The 19,083-nt window shown below is 73.5% G+C and carries 17 protein-coding genes; all 17 read right to left on the bottom strand.

Features of this window, described 5'->3' with window-relative positions; translation table 11 throughout:
* Positions 1-804 carry a hypothetical protein gene (locus O7604_RS18185; protein ID WP_281577186.1) on the bottom strand — a complete coding sequence of 268 codons (804 nt, stop codon included), beginning with the start codon at positions 802-804 and terminating at the stop codon, positions 1-3.
* A 72-nt stretch (positions 805-876) separates the two neighbouring features.
* The gene (locus O7604_RS18180; RefSeq protein ID WP_269704900.1) at positions 877-1,680 is read right to left on the bottom strand and encodes a DivIVA domain-containing protein; all 804 of its coding nucleotides are present in this window, start codon (positions 1,678-1,680) and stop codon (positions 877-879) included.
* 41 nt (positions 1,681-1,721) lie between these two features.
* Positions 1,722-2,027, bottom strand: a complete 306-nt coding sequence (locus O7604_RS18175; RefSeq protein WP_013287596.1) for a YggT family protein — start codon at positions 2,025-2,027, stop codon at positions 1,722-1,724.
* A 28-nt stretch (positions 2,028-2,055) separates the two neighbouring features.
* Positions 2,056-2,757, bottom strand: a complete 702-nt coding sequence (gene sepF, locus O7604_RS18170) for a cell division protein SepF (protein ID WP_269704899.1) — start codon at positions 2,755-2,757, stop codon at positions 2,056-2,058.
* A 193-nt stretch (positions 2,758-2,950) separates the two neighbouring features.
* Positions 2,951-3,697 (bottom strand): YggS family pyridoxal phosphate-dependent enzyme, encoded by a 747-nt coding sequence (locus O7604_RS18165; protein ID WP_269704898.1) that lies wholly within the window; start codon positions 3,695-3,697, stop codon positions 2,951-2,953.
* Positions 3,698-3,706: 9 nt separating this feature from the next.
* On the bottom strand, positions 3,707-4,822 hold the full coding sequence (gene ftsZ, locus O7604_RS18160) for a cell division protein FtsZ (RefSeq protein ID WP_135241281.1): 1,116 nt from the start codon (positions 4,820-4,822) through the stop codon (positions 3,707-3,709).
* Between the two features lie 246 nt (positions 4,823-5,068).
* Positions 5,069-5,887 (bottom strand): FtsQ-type POTRA domain-containing protein, encoded by an 819-nt coding sequence (locus tag O7604_RS18155; protein ID WP_269704897.1) that lies wholly within the window; start codon positions 5,885-5,887, stop codon positions 5,069-5,071.
* Positions 5,884-7,365 (bottom strand): UDP-N-acetylmuramate--L-alanine ligase, encoded by a 1,482-nt coding sequence (gene murC / locus O7604_RS18150; RefSeq protein WP_281577185.1) that lies wholly within the window; start codon positions 7,363-7,365, stop codon positions 5,884-5,886. Before murC ends, O7604_RS18155 begins: the two co-directional genes overlap by 4 nt.
* 31 nt (positions 7,366-7,396) lie before the next feature.
* A complete protein-coding gene (gene murG, locus O7604_RS18145) occupies positions 7,397-8,503 on the bottom strand; it encodes an undecaprenyldiphospho-muramoylpentapeptide beta-N-acetylglucosaminyltransferase (RefSeq protein ID WP_269704895.1) in 1,107 nt (368 codons plus the stop codon).
* A complete protein-coding gene (locus O7604_RS18140; RefSeq protein WP_269707051.1) occupies positions 8,503-9,918 on the bottom strand; it encodes a putative peptidoglycan glycosyltransferase FtsW in 1,416 nt (471 codons plus the stop codon). The genes murG and O7604_RS18140 overlap by 1 nt, the downstream gene beginning before the upstream one ends.
* Positions 9,919-10,149: 231 nt before the next feature.
* The gene (gene mraY / locus O7604_RS18135) at positions 10,150-11,277 is read right to left on the bottom strand and encodes a phospho-N-acetylmuramoyl-pentapeptide-transferase (RefSeq protein WP_047893347.1); all 1,128 of its coding nucleotides are present in this window, start codon (positions 11,275-11,277) and stop codon (positions 10,150-10,152) included.
* Complete coding sequence (murF, locus tag O7604_RS18130) at positions 11,274-12,683, bottom strand: UDP-N-acetylmuramoyl-tripeptide--D-alanyl-D-alanine ligase (RefSeq protein ID WP_269704894.1); 1,410 nt, start codon at positions 12,681-12,683, stop codon at positions 11,274-11,276. The genes mraY and murF overlap by 4 nt, the downstream gene beginning before the upstream one ends.
* Entirely contained in the window at positions 12,680-14,242 is a 1,563-nt protein-coding gene (locus O7604_RS18125; protein WP_269704893.1) for a UDP-N-acetylmuramoyl-L-alanyl-D-glutamate--2,6-diaminopimelate ligase, read from the bottom strand. The genes murF and O7604_RS18125 overlap by 4 nt, the downstream gene beginning before the upstream one ends.
* A 52-nt stretch (positions 14,243-14,294) precedes the next feature.
* The gene (locus tag O7604_RS18120) at positions 14,295-16,508 is read right to left on the bottom strand and encodes a penicillin-binding protein 2 (protein WP_269704892.1); all 2,214 of its coding nucleotides are present in this window, start codon (positions 16,506-16,508) and stop codon (positions 14,295-14,297) included.
* Positions 16,509-16,511: 3 nt separating this feature from the next.
* Positions 16,512-17,093, bottom strand: coding sequence for a hypothetical protein (locus tag O7604_RS18115; protein ID WP_269704891.1), 582 nt, complete (start codon positions 17,091-17,093; stop codon positions 16,512-16,514).
* Complete coding sequence (rsmH, locus tag O7604_RS18110) at positions 17,090-18,199, bottom strand: 16S rRNA (cytosine(1402)-N(4))-methyltransferase RsmH (protein WP_269707050.1); 1,110 nt, start codon at positions 18,197-18,199, stop codon at positions 17,090-17,092. Before rsmH ends, O7604_RS18115 begins: the two co-directional genes overlap by 4 nt.
* Before the next feature lie 204 nt (positions 18,200-18,403).
* A complete protein-coding gene (mraZ, locus tag O7604_RS18105; protein WP_013287610.1) occupies positions 18,404-18,835 on the bottom strand; it encodes a division/cell wall cluster transcriptional repressor MraZ in 432 nt (143 codons plus the stop codon).
* Positions 18,836-19,083: the final 248 nt, after the last annotated feature.

Below are 19,083 nucleotides of genomic sequence, written 5' to 3'. Positions count from 1 at the left end.
TCAGCGCGGCCGGGCCTCGGCGAGCAGGGTGGTGGCGGCGGCGCAGTGCGCACACGGGGTGAAGCCCAGCGCGACCGCCTCGGCGACCGGCAGTGGCTCGTCGTCCCGGCCCACCAGGTGCGGGCAGTCGGGCATGTGGAAGCGGGGGTGGCCGTCGACCACCAGGACCTCGCCGGGCAGCCGGACCAGCCGGGCAACCTCGCCGTCGGAGAGGAGTTCGGCCGGCGGGTCGCCGTCGAACGGCCCGCCCGGTGCGGGCGAGGTGGGCCGGGCGGTCTCCGGCACACGCGGGCCGGGCGGCGAGTAGGGCGCCGCGTCCGCGACGACCGGGTCCGTGTCCACCGTCGCCGCGTACGGCCCGGCGGGCTCGGCGTCGAACGCCGACGTGTACGGCCCGGCCTCGTACGGCCCCGCGGCCGGTTCGGCCTCGTACGGCCCGGCGGCCGGTTCGGCCGGCGGCGAGTACGCGGCCGGCGGCGGGACGTCGTCCGGTTCGGTCACCGGAGACCCGGGCGGTTGCCGCCACCCGGATCCGCCGGCGCCGACCGTGGACGTGTGGTGCGGGACCGGGCTCACCGGTTCGTCCGGGGACGAAAAGGTGTGCGCGGTCCGTACGCGCGGACCGGTCTCCCGGCCGGCCGTGGCCCGCGTCGCGGCGGCCTGGCGGGCGAACGCGACGAAGGCGACGGCGGACAGCAGGCTGGCCGCGATCGAGACGATGAGCAGGAGGCTGGACCCGCCGGCGAGACCGGCGATCAGCAGCACGACCGCGACGAGGATGAGCAGGATGCTGGCGGCTACCACGGCTCACCCCCGGCCGCGTCGTGTCGGTCTGGGCGGTCGGTGGCCGTCACGGGGACGGCCACCGACGCGGGATCAGCGGCCGGACTCGAGCGAGCCCGCGCGGCCACCGCCGTAGGAACCGGCGAGGCCGGCCGCGGCGAGACCGTTGCTGCCGGTGGCACGGGTGCCCTCGGTGCGGTTCATCTCCACCTCGAGACCCTGGCCGCGACCGTCGAGGTCACGCAGCTGGCTCTCCAGGTACGCCTTGAGGCGGGTGCGGTACTCGCGCTCGAACTGCTTGAGCTCCTCGATGTGCTTCTGCAGCGCGGTGCGCTTGGCGTCCAGGCCGCCCATGGCCTCCTGGTGCCGCTGGCGGGCGTCCCGCTCCAGGGCGTCGGCCTTGGCGCGCGCCTCCCGGGTGACCTCCTCGGCCTTCGAACGGGCCTCGGAGAGCAGCTGGTCGGCCTCGCGACGGGCGTCGGAGACGTGGTCGTCGGCGGTGCGCTGGGCCATCATGAGCACCCGCAGCGCCTGCTGCTCGCCGTCAGCGGTCACGCCGGCCGGGCCGCCCTGCGTGCGGACCTGCTCCAGCTCGGCCTGCATCGCGCGGGCCGCCTGCTCGGCGGCCGCCTTGTCGCGCTGCACCCGGTCGAGCTGGGCCTTGACGTCGTTGAGCTCCGCCGCGAGGCGGGCGTCGCCGCCGGGGCCGGCGGGAGCGCCACCCCGACCGCCGCGCTCCACCTGGGCGCGCAGCTCGTTGTTCTCCTCGATCAGACGGGCCAGCTCACGCTCGACCTCGTCCAGGAAGGCGTCAACCTCCTCCTCGTCATACCCCCGCTTGCCGATCGGCGGCTTTTTGAAGGCGACGTTGTGGACGTCGGCCGGGGTCAGCGGCATCGAAACTCCTCGGGTCAGTTGCGGCCGCGAAAGCGCTCTGGTCAGGCAAACGCGAAGATCAGGCGCCTAAACACGAACTCCATCAGCACGAACAGGATAACCAGGAGCACAAGGGAGGCCAGGTCGATGCTCACGGTACCAATTCGCAGTGGTGGGATCACACGCCTCAACGCTCGCAGGGGCGGATCAGTGACGCTCCACACGACTTCCAGTCCCGCCGACGCTCCGCGCCCCGGTTGCCAGCGGCGACCATAGGCCAGCACCGCGCCAAGAACAAATCGCGCCAAAAGGACAATTAGGAAGATGTACAGCAGCAGGTAGAGCACCTGGAACAGGATCGACAACACGGCAGGCGACGTCCCTCGGTCGTGCGGCTCAGCTCAGGCTGAAGAAGCCGCCCTCAGCGATCTTGGCCTTGTCCTCCGCGGTGACCTGGACGTTGGCCGGTGAGAGCAGGAACACCCGGTTGGTCACGCGCTCGATCGTACCGCGCAGACCGAACGCGAGCCCGGCGGCGAAGTCGACGAGCCGGCGGGCGTCCGCCTCGTCCATCTCGGTGAGGTTGATGATCACCGGTACGCCGTCACGGAAGTGCTCGCCGATGGTCCGCGCCTCGCGGTACGTGGTCGGGTGCAGCGTGGTGATCTGGTAGCGCTGCTCGTCCTCCGGCGCCACGCGCTCCCGCTCGCGCGGCTGGGCCTGCGGCGCGAGCGCGAGGTTGTCCCGGGTGTGGTAGCTCAGGGCGCCCGAGGTGTCACCGGCGGAGGACCGGGTGATCGACCGCACGCTGGACCGCTCGGCCCGCTCCGGGCGCTCGCCCTCGGCCCGGTCGGCGTCGACGGCGCGGCTGGAGGCGCGCTCGGACAGCCGGCCACGGTCGCTGAGCCGGCCGCGCGTCGTCGGCGGCTCCTCGGCCTCGTCGTCGTCCTCGTCGGCGAACTCCTCGGCGTACCGGCTCGACCGGTAGCGCGACGAGTCCCGGTAGCCACCCTTGTCGTAGCCACCGTCCTCGTACGCCCGCTCGTCGTCCTCCTCGACGAGACCGAGCCAGACCCCCGCCTTGCGCAGTGCACCCATCCCCGCGCCCTTCCGTCCGCCGTGCGGCACGCGCCCCCGTGCCGTGTCGCTTGATCACGAGTGGACGATCATGCCCACCGGACCGGATCGGCAATCCCCTGACGTGCGGTTCGCGGTCCGCCCGTCACGGCCCCCGGCTACGGGAACGCCGTCCTGAACAACACTGATGTAATTTGCTTCCGTCCTGCTGAGGCTACCGCAGCGCAGGGCGCATTCCGAGCAACGCGCTGCCGACACGGACATGTGTCGCGCCGTACCCGATCGCGCTCTCCAGGTCTCCGCTCATGCCTGCCGACAGCACCGTCGCGTCCGGATGGTCGGCCCGGAGCCGCGCCGCCACCTCGGCCAGCCGGGCGAACGCCCGGTCCGGCTCCCAGCCCAGCGGCGCCACCGCCATCAGGCCCGCCAGGCGCAAGCCGTCGGCGCCGGCCACCGCGGCGGCCACCGGGTCGAGCCCGCGCTGCGGATCGGCCACACCCGGCAGCGCCCCGCCCCGGGCCGGGTCGCCGTCGATGCTCACCTGCACCAGCACGTCCAGCGGCCGGTCCCGGACCGCACCGGCGGCGGTGTCCAGCGCGGCGGCCAGCCGGACGCTGTCCACCGACTGGACCACGTCGGCGTACCGGACCACCGAGCGGGCCTTGTTGCGCTGCAACTGGCCGATGAAGTGCCAGCGCGGCGCGGCCCCGGCGGCGGACACCGCCTCCGCCTTCGGCGCCGCCTCCTGGTCGCGGTTCTCCCCGACGTCGGTCACGCCGAGCCCGGCCAGCGCGACCACGTCCGCCGCCGGGTACGTCTTGGTCACCGCGACCAGTGTGACCTCGTCGCGCTGCCGCCCGGCCGCCGCACAGGCGTCGGCGATGCGGGCCCGGACCCGGGCCAGTCCGGCCGCGAGTTCGGCGCGCCGCTCGGGCCGCACCGCCGTCTGTGACTCCGTCATCGGCGCGGCTCAGGACCCGTTCTTGAGGAAGTCGGGCACGTCGACGTCGTCGAAGAGCACCCGGCGCGACGGCTGCTGCGGCGCCGGCATGGTGGCCGGCGGGCTCACCGGCGCGTTCGGCTGGGCCGGCGGGTTCTGGTTGCTCTTGCGCGGAGGCTCGACCGCCTTGTACGCCGGCGTACCCCCGTCGAAGCCCGCCGCGATCACCGTGACCCGCACCTCGTCGCCGAGCGCGTCGTCGATGACCGCGCCGAAGATGATGTTCGCGTCCGGGTGGGCCGCGTCGGTGACCAGCTGCGCCGCGTCGTTGATCTCGAACAGGCCGAGGTCCGACCCGCCGGCGATGGAGAGCAGCACGCCGCGCGCACCGTCCATGCTCTGCTCGAGCAGCGGGCTGGAGATGGCCGCCTCGGCCGCCTCGACGGCCCGGTTCTCGCCCCGGGCGCTGCCGATGCCCATGAGCGCGCTGCCGGCGCCGCTCATCACGCTCTTGACGTCGGCGAAGTCCAGGTTGATCAGACCCGGCGTGGTGATCAGGTCGGTGATGCCCTGGACACCGGAGAGGAGCACCTGGTCCGCGGTGCGGAACGCGTCCATCATGGAGATGTTGCGGTCGCCGAGCGCGAGCAGCCGGTCGTTCGGGATCACGATGAGCGTGTCGCACTGGTTGCGCAGCTCCTCGATGCCCGCCTCGGCCTGGACCTGCCGGCGCTTGCCCTCGAACGAGAACGGCCGGGTGACCACGCCGATGGTGAGCGCGCCGAGCTTACGGGCGATGTTCGCCACGACCGGCGCGCCGCCGGTGCCGGTGCCGCCGCCCTCGCCGCAGGTCACGAACACCATGTCGGCGCCCTTGAGGACCTCCTCGATCTCGTCGCGGTGGTCCTCGGCGGCGTTCTTGCCGACGTCCGGGTTGGCGCCCGCGCCGAGTCCCCGGGTCAGCTCCCGGCCCACGTCGAGCTTGACGTCGGCGTCGCTCATCAGCAGCGCCTGCGCATCGGTGTTGATCGCGATGAACTCGACGCCCTTGAGCCCAACCTCGATCATCCGGTTGACGGCGTTGACGCCGCCGCCCCCGATGCCGACGACCTTGATGACCGCCAGGTAGTTGTGCGGAGGTGTCATCTCCGGTCCTTTCCCTTCGAGATTGGCATGGGCCGACCCCACACGGCTTGGCCGGATCAGCGGTCGGACACTCCCCGGTGGCCTCCGACGGCTGAACCCTCACCCTCTACTAGAGGCTTAGAGTTATGTCAACCACTGATCTCTTCGGGGCAACGTATGCGCCGCCGCGCCAGGAGCCAAGGACCTGTTCCGGCGTGTCGCCGACCGAGCGACAGGGGACACAACGCCCGCTCGCTGAGCCGCGGGTCACTCGAACGTGACCACGTCCGGCGCGCTGACGTCGATCCGGTCCGCCTTGCGGCTCAGCAACGCGGTGGCCACGGTGGACTTCTGCGCCCCCCGGGAGGCGTCACCCCAGAAGACCTGACGCTCGCCGCGCAGCAGCAGGGTGATCCGGGCCAGGCCGGCCACGTCAACCGCGACCAGCTCCGCGCGCAGCTTCTCCCCCATCGCGTCGAGCACCGCCAGCCCGGCCCGCGTACCCGGGTCGTCGGGGCCGGGCCGGGCGACCCGGACCTGCGGCAACCCGTCCGGCGCCCGGTCCAGCCGCTGGAAGACCACGCCCGAGCCGTCGACGACCACGAAGCCGTCGCCCTGCGGCACCACCGCCACCGGCGTGCGTTCCCGCACCCGGATCACGAGCGTGCCCGGCCACTCCCGTTCCACGGTGGCGTCCGCCACCGGCGGCAGCGTGCCGACCCGGCGCGCCGTCGCGTCCAGGTCCACCCTGGCCAGCGGCGCGTTGTCCGGCACCGCCGCCGCGTCGCGGATCTGCACCGGGGTGACCAGCCGCGCGCCGACCACCCGTACCTCGCGGACGCCGAACAGGCCGGTGCCGAGCACCGTCCACGCCACCAGGCCCGCGACGGCGAGCACCGCGGCGGCGACCGCCCAGGGCAGCGCGGCCCGCATCCGCCGCTGCCGGGCCCGGGCCATGAACCGGCGGGTCGACGGCGGCACGGCGTCCGCGTTCGCCCGCACGAGCTGCCAGCGCCGGGCCGGGCTGCGCCGCCCCGCCCCGCCGTCCGGTCCGGGGGTACGGCCGCGGGCCGGGCCGGGACTCATCCGGCCGGGGTCGCCGCGCCGTCCGGGTCGACGCCGGCGCCCAGCCCCGCGCCACCGCCGGAGCGGGCGAGCAGGGCGTCGAGCAGCTGGTCACCCATCAGCGAGATGGGCGGCGCGCCCATGGTCACCACCACGTCGCCGGTCCGCGCCCGCCGGGCCACCTCGGCCGGCACGTCGTCCCACGACTCGACGAACACCTTCCGCTCGGCCGGCAGCGACACCTCCTGGATCAGCGCGGCCGAGCCCTCGCCCGGGCGGCGCGTCTCACCGGGGCCGAAGACCTCCAGCAGCACCACCTCGTCGGCGATGCCGAGCGCGGCGGCGATCTCCGCCTGGTTGTCGCGGGTGCGGTAGAGCCGGTACGGCTGGAACACCACGATCAGCCGGCCGTCGCCGGCGACCTCCCGCAGCGTCTGCAACGCCAGCGTCATCGAGGTCGGGTGGTAGGCGTACTCGTCGTAGACCAGCACGCCGTCGGCCACGCCCTTGCGCTCGAAGCGCCGCCGCACGCCCGGGAACGCGCCGAGCGCGGCCTCCGCCGCGGCCACCGGCAGTTCCAGCAGGTACGCGGTGAGCACCGCGGCGGCGCTGTTCAGGGCCATGTGCTTGCCCGGTACGGGCAGCCGGATCTCGCCGAGCGGCCGGCCCTCGACCTCGGCCTGGAAGCGCACCCCGTGCGCGGACGAGACGACCTCGCTCATCCGCAGGTCCGCGTCGGTGGACTCGCCGTACGTCCAGACCCGGCGGCCCTCGGCGCGCAGCGTCTCGGCCAGCCGGCGCCCGCCCGCGTCGTCGGCGCAGGTGATCACGAAACCGGCCGGGTCGGTGAGCCGGGCGAACTCGGCGAACGCCGCCTCCAGCGTGGCCAGGTCGCCGTAGGTGTTGAGGTGGTCCGCCTCGATGTTCGTGACGACCGACACGAACGGACGGTAGATGAGGAAGGAGCGGTCGCTCTCGTCCGCCTCGACCACGAAGTGCTCGCCGGTGCCGTGGTGCGCGCCGGAACCCACCTCGGAGATCTCGCCGCCGATCACGAACGACGGGTCGGTGCCGGCCTGCTGGAGCACCATGGTGACCATCGACGTGGTGGATGTCTTGCCGTGGGTGCCGGCGACCGCCACCGTGCGACGGCCGGTCATCGCGGCGGCGAGCGCCTCGGAGCGGTGCAGCACCCGCAGGCCCCGCCGGCGCGCCTCCACCATCTCCAGGTGGTCCTGCGGGATGGCCGAGGAGTAGACCACCGTGTCCACGCCGTCGAGGTTGGACGCCTCGTGGGTGGAGTGGATCGTGCCGCCCAGCGCCCGCAGGCCGGCCAGCGACGGCCACTCCCGCAGCTCGCTGCCGGAGACCGGCAGACCCCGGGTGAGGAACAGCCGGGCCAGCCCGGCCATCCCGACCCCGCCCACCCCGATCAGGTGGATCCGGCCCAGGTCCTCCGCCGTCATGGTGCCGGCGGGCGTGAACTGCGCGGTGTTCATCAGACGTACCTTCCCGTCGCGGTGTCCCTCATCAGCGGGAGACCGCCTCGTAGACGAAGTTCAGCAACGCCACGTCGCCGTCGCGGCGGCCGTACCCGGCTGCGGCGTGGCTCATCGCGTACAGCCGCTGCGGGTCCCGGATCAGCGGGATCACCGTCCGCTCCACCCAGGCCGGGGTCACCTCGGCGTCGTCGACCAGCAGACCGCCGCCCGCCTCCACCACCGGCAGCGCGTTGCGCTTCTGCTCCTGGTTGCTGTGCGGGTACGGCACGTAGACGGTGGGCAGGCCGATCGCGGCCACCTCGGCGCAGGTCATCGCGCCGCCCCGGCCCAGCATCAGGTCGGCCGCGGCGTAACCCAGCTCCATCTCGGACAGGTACGGCAGCGTGACGTACGGCACCGGCAGGTCGGTGGGCACGGAGACCGGCTCGTTGCGGGCGCCGATGACGTGCAGCACCTGCACACCGTTGCGGGCCAGTTCCTTCGCCGCGCCGGAGACGGCCAGGTTGATCGAGCGGGCGCCCTGCGAGCCACCGGCGACGAACAGCACCGGCAGGTCGGGGCGGAGTCCGAAGTGGGCGCGGGCGGCGTCGCGCAGCGCGGCCCGGTCCAGCCCGGCGATGCCCCGGCGCAGCGGCACGCCGACCACCCGGGCGTCGCGCAGCGCCTCGGCCTGGGCCGGCTGGTGCGGGAAGCCCACCGCGACGTTCTTGGTGAACTTCATCCCGAGCCGGTTCGCCACGCCCGGCGGCACGTTCACCTCGTGGATGACGATGGGCAGTTCCCGCCGCCACGCGGCCAGATAACCGGGCACCGAGACGTACCCCCCGAAGCCGACCACGGCGTCGGCCTGGACCTCGTCGATCACCTTGCCCGCGGCGCGGGCCGCCTTCCACATCCGGTCCGGGGTACGCACCAGGCTCATGTTCACCGACCGGGGCAGCTGGTACGCCGGGATCTGCCGCAGGTCGTAGCCGGCCGGCGGGATCAGCTCGTTCTCCAGCCCCTTGGGTGTGCCCAGACAGGTGATCCGGACGCTCGGGTCGTGTCGGCGCAGGCAGTCGGCGAAGGCGAGCAGCGGGTAGATGTGCCCGCCCGTACCCCCTCCGCAGAGCACCACCGAACGCAGCGGACCCATCAGCGTCTCCTCTCGCTCGCCGCGCCGGCGCGCGCCCGGTCGGGCCGGGCGCCGCGGGGCGCGGCCTGGTCGTCCTGCCGCCGCTGCCGGGACCGGGGCACGGACCCTCGGTCGGCCGGGGGCGGCGCCGCCTTGCGACGCCGGCCGGGAAGCGGCGGCAACGGGGCCCACACTAGTCGGACCCATCGGGCGGGCGGACGGGCATGCAGCGCGCGCGCCGCGTCCGGCTCGGCGCGGGCGAACGAGGCGAGCATGCCGATCGCGGCGAGCGTCACCACCAGGGCGCTGCCGCCGTCGGAGATGAACGGCAGCGGTACGCCGGTCAGCGGCAGCAGCCCGGTCACGCCGCCGATGTTGATGACGGCCTGGCCGACCAGCCAGGCGGTCACGCCGGCGGCGGCGAGCCGGCGGAACGGGTCCTCGACCCGGCGGGCGATCCGCATCCCGGTGTACGCCAGCACGGCGAACAGCACCAGGATCACTGTGCAGCCGACCACCCCCAGCTCCTCGGCGAGGATGGCGAAGATGAAGTCGTTGTGCGCCTCGGGCAGCCAGCCGTACTTGAAGCTGCTCTGGCCCAGGCCGACGCCGAACCAGCCGCCGTTGCCGATCGCGTAGCGGGCCTGCACGAGCTGGTAGCAGTAGTCCAGCTCCTGTTCGAAGCAGGTCCGCGGGGAGGGCGGGTCGAGCCACATCGTGAGGCGGCCGAGCCGGTAGTTGTCGGCGCCCCGGGAGCCGGAGCCGGCGCCGAGCGAGGCCGCTGCCACCAGGAGGCCGACGCCGGCCAGGCCGATCGCGGTGAGCGCGGCGAAGACCCGGGTCCGCACGCCCGCCGCCCAGAGCATCCCGACCACCAGCGCGAGCAGGCAGAGCATGCTGCCCAGGTCGTTGTAGCCGACGAGTACGAACAGCAGGGCGACCACCGGGAACAGCGGCGTGGCCAGTTCCTTCCACCAGCCGAGTGCCGCGCCCTTGCGGGCCAGCACGTGCGCACCCCACAGCACCAGCGCGAACTTCGCCACCTCGACCGGCTGCACGGAGATCGGGCCGAGGTAGAGCCAGAGCAGCTGCGCCTTCAACGGCCCGATCGACGTCACCCCGAACAGCGAGTTCAGAGCCACCAGCAGGTTGAGCAGGAGCAGCAGCGCCACCGCCACACCCAGCGCCAGACGGCTGACCGCCCGGAACGTACGTGCGGGCAGCCGCTGACAGGCCCAGAACGCACCGATGCCGATCACCGCGAAGACGGTCTGCTTGGTGAGCGACGCCGCCGCGTCGCCGTCCATGACGTAGTCCCGCACGCTGGTCGCGGAGAAGACCATGGTGAGGCCGATCAGCAGCAGCAGGCCGGCGCTGGACAGCAGCAGGTAGTAGGAGGCCAGCGGCCGGGCCAGCAGGCCACGCAGCGCGGCCAGGCCACCCGCCGGGTCCCAGCGCGCCTCCGGCGGGTCGGCCGGTGGCGTGGCCGCCGGCGCACGACGGGCCGGCGGGTCGCTGGTCACCTGGATGTCTCGTCCCTCCCCCACAGGCCCATCATGGCCGCTCGACCCGCCCGCCCGTGGCGCAACCGCCCGGTCGGCGTGTCGGATCTGAAGGAAGGGCCCCTTATTAACAGACGTCTGTTAATAAGGGGCCCTTCCTTACACCTAGCTCACCGCGGCGAGGAACTCGCTGTAGAACAGGCCCAGCGCGATGGCCACGCCGATACCGGCGATGATCCAGAACCGGACCACGATGTTGACCTCGCTCCAGCCCGCAAGCTCGAAGTGGTGCTGCAGCGGCGACATCCGGAACACCCGCTTGCCGGTGGTGCGGAAGGAGATGATCTGGATGACCACGGACATCGTGATGATCACGAACAGGCCGCCCAGGATCGGCAGCAGCAGGATGGTGCGGGTGGACATCGCCATGCCGGCGATCAGGCCGCCCAGCCCGAGCGCGCCGGTGTCACCCATGAAGATCCGCGCCGGGGACGTGTTCCACCACAGGAAGCCCACGCAGGCACCGGCCGCCGCGCCCGCGATCAGCGCGATCTCCAGCGGGTCGCGCACGGTGTAGCAGTACGACTCGGTGTAGTTCGGGTCGGCGCACCAGTGCCGGTACTGCCAGAACGCGATCAGCGCGTACGCCGCCAGCACCATCACCGAGGCGCCGGTGGCCAGGCCGTCGAGACCGTCGGTGAGGTTGACGCCGTTGGTGGCCGCCATGACCACCATGATGATGACGATCACCGCGCCGACCTTGCCGATCTCCAGCGCCGGGATGTCCCGGATGAAGCTCAGCGTGGTGCTGCCCACCGTCTCGGTGTTCGTCGCGTTGCCGCCGGCGTCGGTCATGCTCGACGGGAAGTAGACGGCCACCGCGCCGAACACGGCACCGACCAGGATCTGCCCGGCCAGCTTGCCCCGCTTGTTGAGGCCGCCGCTGTGCCGCTTGCGCACCTTCAGGAAGTCGTCGATGAAGCCGACCGCGCCGGAGAACACCATCAACCCCAGCAGCACCAGCGCCGTGATCGTCGGCTCGACCTGGGCGATCTGCGCGTCCGGCAGCGTGGTCAGGGCCAGGTGCCCGGCGACGTACGCGATGACGGTGGCCAGGATGAAGACCACGCCGCCCATCGTCGGCGTGCCCTTCTTGCCCTCGTTGCTGGCGAGCCCGAGGTTCGATCGGATCGGCTGGCCGGCCTTCAGCCGGGCGAACACCTTGATCGCGATCGGCGTGCAGAACAGCGAGATCAGGAACGCGACGCCGATGGCGACGATGACCGCCCTCATGCGGCGCCGCCCTCCGTCGCACCCTCCCGGGTGTCCGCGCGCAGCGCGTCGGCCACCTCCCAGGTCCGGTACCGGGAGCCCTTCACCAGCACCACGTCTCCCGGACGCAGCTCGCTCCGCAGCACCTCGACGGCCGCCGCCTGATCGGTGAGCAGCACCGACTCTCCTCCCCAATTGCCTACCGCTGTCGCGCCCTCGTGGATCGGCGCCGCCGGCTCACCCACCACGAGCAGCCGGTCCACTCCCAGTTCGGCCGCGAGCCGGCCGACCTGCTGATGCCCCTCCCGTTCGAAGTCACCCAGCTCGGCCATGAAGCCGAGCACCGCGACGGTACGCCCGTCGCCGCGCATGCTCGCCAATGCCCGCAGCGCCACGCCGGTGGAGGCCGGGTTGGCGTTGTACGAGTCGTCGATCACGGTCACCCCGTCGGGGCGTTCGAAGACGTCCATCCGCCGGGTCGAGACCAGGCCCAGCTCGTTCAGCGCCGCCGCCAGCTCGGGCAGCGGCAGGCCCAGCTCCCGGCCGACCGCCGCGGCGGCGAGCGAGTTGGAGACCTGGTGCCGACCGGTCAGCCCGAGCCGTACCGGCGCGCTGCCCTCCGGGGTGACCAGGGTGTACGAGGGCCGTCCCCGGCCGTCGAGCGTCACGTCCACGGCGCGCACGTCGGCTCGCTCCGACTCGCCGTAGCGCACCACCCGGGCCTGGGTGCGCGACGCCATCGCGTCGACCCGCGGGTCGTCGGCGTTGAGCACCGCCAGCCCGTCTTCGGGCAGCGCCTCGACCAGCTCCCCCTTGGCGAGCGCGATGGTCTCCACCGAGCCGAACTCGCCCAGGTGCGCCACGCCGACGTTGAGCACCACGGAGATCCGCGGCGGCACCACGTCGCACAGGTAGCGGACGTGCCCGACCCCGCGGGCACCCTTCTCCATCACCAGGTAGCGGGTCTCCGGGGTGGCCTGCAACGCGGTGTACGGGTGCCCCAGCTCGTTGTTGAACGAGCCGGGCGGCGCCACGGTCGGGCCGAGCCGGACCGCGAGCTGGGCGATCAGGTCCTTGGTGGTGGTCTTGCCGGACGAGCCGGTCAGCCCGATCACGGTCAGCCCGGGCAGCCGGTCGACGACGGCGCGGGCCAGCCGGCCCATCGCGTCGAGCGCGTCGCCGACGAGCACCATCGGCACGCCCGGCAGCTCCCGGGTGCCGAGCACCGCCACCGCGCCGGCCGAGACCGCGCCGGCCGCGTAGTCGTGGCCGTCGACGTGCTCGCCGGGGAAGGCGACGAACAGCCCGCCCTGGTTCACCTTGCGGGAGTCGAACTCGACGGTGCCGGTGACCCGGGCGTCCGGGTCGGCGCCGGCCAGCCGGCCGTCGACGGCCGCGGCCACCTCGGCCAGCGTCAGCGGGATCACCGCTGACCCACCAGGTCACCGAAGCGGGCGCGCAGCGCCGTCGCCAGCTCCACCCGGTCGTCGAACGGCAGCACCTCGCCGCCGATCTCCTGGCCGCGTTCCTGGCCCTTGCCCAGCACCGCCACCACGTCACCCGGTTCGGCCACCCGGACCGCCTCCTCGATCGCCGCCCGCCGCCCGGGCACCTCGATGACGCGGGCCGGGGTCGCGGCGGCGTACGCGCCGGCCAGCACCTCGGCCCGGATCGCGGCCGGGTCCTCGGTCCGCGGGTTGTCGTCGGTCACCAGCACCACGTCGGCGCCGCGCGCGGCCACGCCGCCCATCACCGGCCGCTTGCCCCGGTCCCGGTCGCCGCCGGCGCCCAGCACGCAGATCAGCCGGCCCTCGGTCAGGCCGCGCAGCGCGGTCAGGACCGCCTCGATCGCGTTGGCCTTGTGCGCGTAGTCGACCACCCCGCGTACCGGGGCGTCGCCGCTGACCAGTTCCAGCCGGCCGGGCACACCGCCGCAGGCGGCCACGCCGCGCGCCGCGGTCTCCGGGTCCACTCCGACGGCGACCAGCAGGGCGACCGCCAGCAGCGCGTTCGCCACGTTGTGCCGGCCGGGCAGCGCCACGCCGGTCGGGAGCGTCAGCCCGTCCGGCCCGTGCAGCGTGAACCGCTGCGCGTAGCCCTCGCCGTCGATCCCGTCGGCCCACCAGGTCGCACCGGCGTCGCCGGCCGCCGAGTAGGTGACGGTGCCCGGCTTGTGCAGCGGGCGCAACGCGGGGTCGTCGTGGTTGAGCACCTCGACCCGGCAGCGGCCGTCGAACAGCTTGGCCTTGGCCGCGAAGTAGTCCGCCTCGTCGGCGTGGAAGTCCAGGTGGTCGGAGCCGAAGTTGGTGTAGCCGCCGACGTCGAACCGGACGCCGCCGACCCGGCCCATGGCGAGGGCGTGGCTGGACACCTCCATCACCACGGTGTCCACCCCGTGTTCACGGGCCACCGCGAGCATGGCGTGCAGGTCGGTGGCCTCCGGGGTGGTCCGGACGCTGTCGATCACCAGGTCGCCGAGGCGGGTCTCCACGGTGCCGATCAGCCCGGTGACGTGCCCGGCGGCGCGCAGTCCCGACTCGACCAGGTAGCTGGTGGAGGTCTTGCCGGCGGTGCCGGTCACCCCGATCACCGTCAGTCCGGCGGTCGGGTCGCCGTAGACGGTCGCGGCCACCTCGCCGAGCGCGTCGCGCGGGTCGTCGACGACGAGCACGGGAAGGCCGGTCCCGGCGGCCAGCGCCACGCCGGCCGGGTCGGTCAGCAGGGCCACCGCGCCCGCCGCCGCCGCGGCGGCGGCGAACTCCGCGCCGTGGCGCCGGGCACCGGGAAGGGCGGCGTACAGGTCGCCGGGGCGTACCTCCTGGCTGGCGTGGGTCACGCCGGTGACGGCCAGTTCGGCGGCCTCCTCCGGCGGGGTCGCCGCGACGCGGGCGGCGAGGTCGCCGAGCCGTACGGGACGCACGGTTGTGGGACGTGGATTGCCGGGCACGGCGTCAGACCCTACCCGGTCGTCCGGTTCCGACCGCACAGCCGCCCCGGTGGTTCGTCGCCACTCACCGATGATGTCCCGCCACCCCCGCTCAGCGCGGAAAGACCTCGAACTTCGGGGACTTGTTGGTCAGCGACGGCGGCACCCGGTAGTGGCGGAGAGTGAAGCCCATCATCTCCCGGAACGCGGGCGCGGCGACCGCGCCGCCCCCGCCGCCGGGGCTCCACACGAACACCGCCACCACGTACCGGGGGTTCTCCGCCGGTGCCATGCCGATGAACGAGCCGACCTCGCCGGGCTGCTGCTTGCCGCCGTCGTAGCGCAGGCCGGTGCCGGTCTTGCCGGCCACCCGGTAGCCGGGCACGGCCGCGGCCAGCCCGGTCGCCTGACCGTCCGGGCCGTCGACGGTGGTGACCGCCTCCATCATCCGGCGCAGCGCCGCCGCGTTGGCCGGGCTGAGCACCGAGCGCGTGGTGGGCGCGGCGGCGGGGCTGCGCTCGCCGTCCGCGCCGATCGTCTCCTTGACCAGGTGCGGCTGCACGTACGTGCCGTTGTTGGCGATGGTGGCGTACGCGGCGGCCATCTGCAGCGGCGTGGCGTCCACGCTGTGCCCGATCGGCACCGACCCGTACGCCGAGCCGCTCCACTGGTCGGGCGGCAGCAGCCGTCCGGCCGCCTCGCCCGGCATGCCCTCGCCCGTCACCTGGCCCAGCCCGAACCGCTTCTGGTAGTCGAAGAGCCGTTCCTTGCCGAGCTTCTCGCCGATCTCGATGGTGCCGACGTTCGAGGAGAAGGCGAGCATGCCGGGGATGCTCATGGTGCGGCCGTCGACCGGGTGGGTGTCGCGGAAGGTGACCCCGCCCCTGTCGATCGTGTTGGCGACCGGGAACGCGGTGTCCGGGGTGATCACGCCCTCCTGGAGCGCGGCGCCGAAGGTGATCGCCTTGTGGATCGAGCCCGGGTCGACGACGAACGTGGTGGCCGCGTCGTCCCGGTCCGACGGCGAGGCGACCTTCGTGGGGTTGGCCGCGTCGTACGTCGGCTGGCTGGCCTGCGCCAGCACCTCGCCGCTCGGCACCTCGATGATCACCGCGGCGCCGACGCTGCCCTTCACCTTGGCCGTCTGCTTGGCCAGGATCCGCTGCGTCATGAACTGCAGGTCCCGGTCGACGGTGAGCTTCAGCGAGCTACCCGGCTGCGGCTGGGTGGTGCGGCTGTAGCCGCCCGGGATGGGCGCGGCCAGGTCACCGAGGCCCACCTCGTAGGTCCGCTTGCCGGCCTGCCCGCGCAGCACGTCGTCGTACTTGGCCTCCAGCCCCTCCAGGCCGTTCATGTCCTGGCTGACGAAGCCGATCAGGTTGGCGGCCAGGTCACCGCCGGGCACCTCGCGCCGCTCGTCGCGGTGCACGTTGATGCCGGCCAGGTCGAGCGCCATGATCCGCTTGGCGGTGGCGATCTCCACACCGCGGGCCAGGTAGACGAACTGCAACGGGGTGTCGGTGCCGGGCAGGGTGCGCTTGCGCATCTTCTCGGCCAGGTCGGACACGGGCACGCCGAGCAGCGGGGAGAGCAGGCGCGCGGTGGCGAACCGGTCCTTGACCCGGGTCGGGTCGGCGAACACGTACCGGGCCTCGACGCTGTGCGCCAGCGGCTCGCCGTCGCGGTCGAGGATCGCCCCGCGCGGGGCCGGCAGCTCGACCACGGCGAGCCGGTTGGGCAGGCCACCGTCGGCGTACGCCGGGGTGTCCACGGTCTGGAGGTAGACCAGCCGCACGCCGATGCTGGCGAACAACGCCAGCGCCAGCACCGTGCCGAGCCGCAGGCGCCGGCGCGGGTCACCGAGTCGCGGCGGCCGGCGCGGCTTGCGGACCGGCCGGCGGGGCTGCGCATCCGGGCGGCGCGGCTGGGACCGGCGGCGTGGCGGCGGCGCGTCCTCCTCGTCGTCGAACGGCTCCCGCACCGGCCGGGACGAGACGGTCCGCACCACGCCGGCCCGGCCGCCCGCGGCGGTGGACCGGCGGCCGGCCCGGGCGCCGTCGGTCGCGGGCTCCCGCGTGCCGGCACGCCCGGCCCGGCCACCGTCGAGCACCTGCAACGCGGGCCGGAACGGGTCGCCGGACCGGTTGCTGCGGGGGGTACGCCGTTGCTCGGCGCCGCCGCCCTCGCGCACGGTCCGGCCGCGCGGGGTGTACGCCCGGGCGTCGGAGATCCCCCCGAGGCCCGGCTCGCGCGGCTCCGACCCCCGCGACGAGCCGCGCCGGGAGCCCGTGGCGTCCCGGCGCGGATCATCCGATCTCGGCGGCACGACTCAGCCTCCGTTGCCCTGCTGGCTGGTGACCGACGGAGCGCCCTGCGCGGGGTGCGGCACCCCGATGGTCTGCCCGTCCGGCAGCCGGATGTACGCCGGGTCCTCGGACTCGACCAGGCCGAGCCGCCGGGCGTTGGCGGTCAGGTTGCCGGGCGCCTCCTGCTTGGCGATCTCCTTCTTCAGCTCCTGCTCGTCCACGTCCAGCTTGGCCTGCTGCTGCTGGAGCTTCTCCAGCTTGAACGCGTTCTCGTTGATCTTCGTGTTGACCGCCAGGATGCCCAGCACCCCACCGACCACCAGCACCAGGATCAGCGCGACGAACGGGGCGCGGGGCACTCGGATCGGCGCCGGCGGGGCGACCCGCAGGCGCGGCGTGGGCGCACCGGTGACCCGGGTGCGCTCGGCCGGCCGCAGGGCGGCGCTGCCCTGCGTCGGGAACTCGCGCGCCCCCCGGGCACGAGTGGTCTCCCGGCGGTCGGCCGCCGTCGTGTCCCGCGTGGTGCGCTGCGCCGCGGTCCGGCCCCCCGACCGCGGTGCGCGCTGCCCGACGGCTCCCCGGCCGTCGCGCTTCTCGACGTTCATGTCCCCTCCCCCTCCTCGTCCGTCCCGTTCGCGTCCCCCGGGGCCGACCGCGGGTCCTCGCCGGACCCCGGTGACCCCGTCCCCGGTTGGTGCATCGCCTTCACCCGGCGGCGGTACCGTTCGCGGTCGGTACGCCCCTGCCGGGTCGCCTCCGGGTCGAGGCGTTCGGCGGCACGCAGCCGCACCGAGGCGGCACGCGGGTTCGCGGCCACCTCCGCCTCCCCGGGCAGCTCGGCGCCCCGGCTCAACAGCCGGAACGTCGGGCCCGACCCGGGCAGTTCGACCGGGAGGTCGATCGGGCCCTTACTGCGGACCCGGTCGGCGAGCGCCTGCTTGGTGAGCCGGTCCTCCAGCGAGTGGTAGGACAGGACCACCATGCGGCCGCCCACTGTGAGCTTGTCCAGAGCAGCCGGCAGCGCCGTCTCCAGCGCTGCCAGTTCTCTGTTTACCTCGATCCGTAAAGCCTGAAACGTTCTCTTTGCCGGGTGTCCACCGGTTCGTCGGGCGGGTGCGGGAATGGCGTCCCGCACCAGCTCGGCCAGCCGGGCCGAGGAGGTGATCCGGGTGCGCTCCCGTTCCCGGATGATCGCCGAGGCGATCTTCCCGGCGAACTTCTCCTCGCCGTACACCCGCAGCAGGCGGGCCAGGTCCGGGTGGGAGTAGGTGTTGACCACCTCCTCGGCGGTCACCCCCCGGGTCTGGTCCATCCGCATGTCCAGCGGCGCGTCCTGCGCGTAGGCGAACCCGCGGTCGGGCGCGTCCAGTTGCAGGGACGAGACGCCGAGGTCGAACAGCACCCCGTCGATCGCCGGGTAACCGAGCCGGTCGAGCACCTCGGGCAGCTCGTCGTAGACGGCGTGCTCCAGGTGGATCCGGTCGGCGAACCGGGCCAGGCGGACCCGCGCGTGGGCGAGCGCCTCGGTGTCCCGGTCCAGGCCGATCAGCACCGTGTCCGGATGCGCCGTGAGCACCGCCTCGGCGTGCCCGGCCAGGCCGAGCGTGGCGTCGACGTGGACGGTGCGACCGGGCCGGCCCAGTGCGGGGGCCAGCAGCTCGAGACACCGCTCGAGCAGCACCGGCACGTGCGTGCCGCGTAGCTCCCCCATCTCGACCCCCACCCCGTTCGCCAACCGTTCCGTCACGTGTCTGTCGTCGCCACGACGCCTCGCCATACCGCCAGATCCCCATCCGCTCCCGCCCGCCGGAGGCCGCGGCCCTCCGTGTCGGATCGTGCGCCTGGCACCGGGGAAGGGGTGCCAGGAACTCGAAAGCGGCTGGAGATCTCGCAGTACGTCGGGCGCCGTCACGCCCTACAGACCGCCGGGCAGCACCCCCTCCTCGATGTCGGCGAAGTCGTCTTCGCTCTCCGCGAGGTAGGCCTCCCAGGCCGCCTTGTCCCAGATCTCCACCCGGGTGCTCGCTCCGATCACGACCAGATCCCGGTCCAGTGCCGCGTACGACCGCAGGTGGCCGGGAATGGTGACCCGGCCCTGCTTGTCCGGCACCTCGTCGTGCGCGCTGGCGAAGAAGACCCGGCTGTAGGCCCGGGCCGCCTTGCTCGTCATCGGCTGCGCGCGCAACTGGTCGGCGATCCGCTGGAACTCGGGCATCGGGAAGACGTAGAGGCAGCGCTCCTGCCCTTTGGTGATCACGACACCCCCCGCCAGTTCGTCCCGGAACTTCGCCGGAAGGATCAACCGGCCTTTGTCGTCCAGGCGCGGAGTGTGGGTGCCGAGGAACATCGGCCCAACCCCCTCGCCCTGAGCGGCGTTCGCGGCGCCGCTGACCCCCCGGGCCGGTGTGGCCCTCCCGGCCTCACCATCGCGCCCCACTCTACTCCACTTCCCTCCACCTGCAACCAGATTCGCCCGCGTGGCGTGGCGTTTCCGCGCGCAAAACCGCACGTCAACGCGGGTGGGGCGGAGTGGAGGGGGTGGGGAGGGCCGCGCAGCGTCCGCTACCCGACATCGACCGCCACCGTCCGGCCCCG

Source organism: Micromonospora sp. WMMA1947 (genome assembly GCF_027497355.1).
Lineage (GTDB): Bacteria > Actinomycetota > Actinomycetes > Mycobacteriales > Micromonosporaceae > Micromonospora.
The sequence above is the reverse complement of the archived record's forward strand: the minus strand, read 5'-3'. Positions and strand labels throughout refer to the sequence as shown.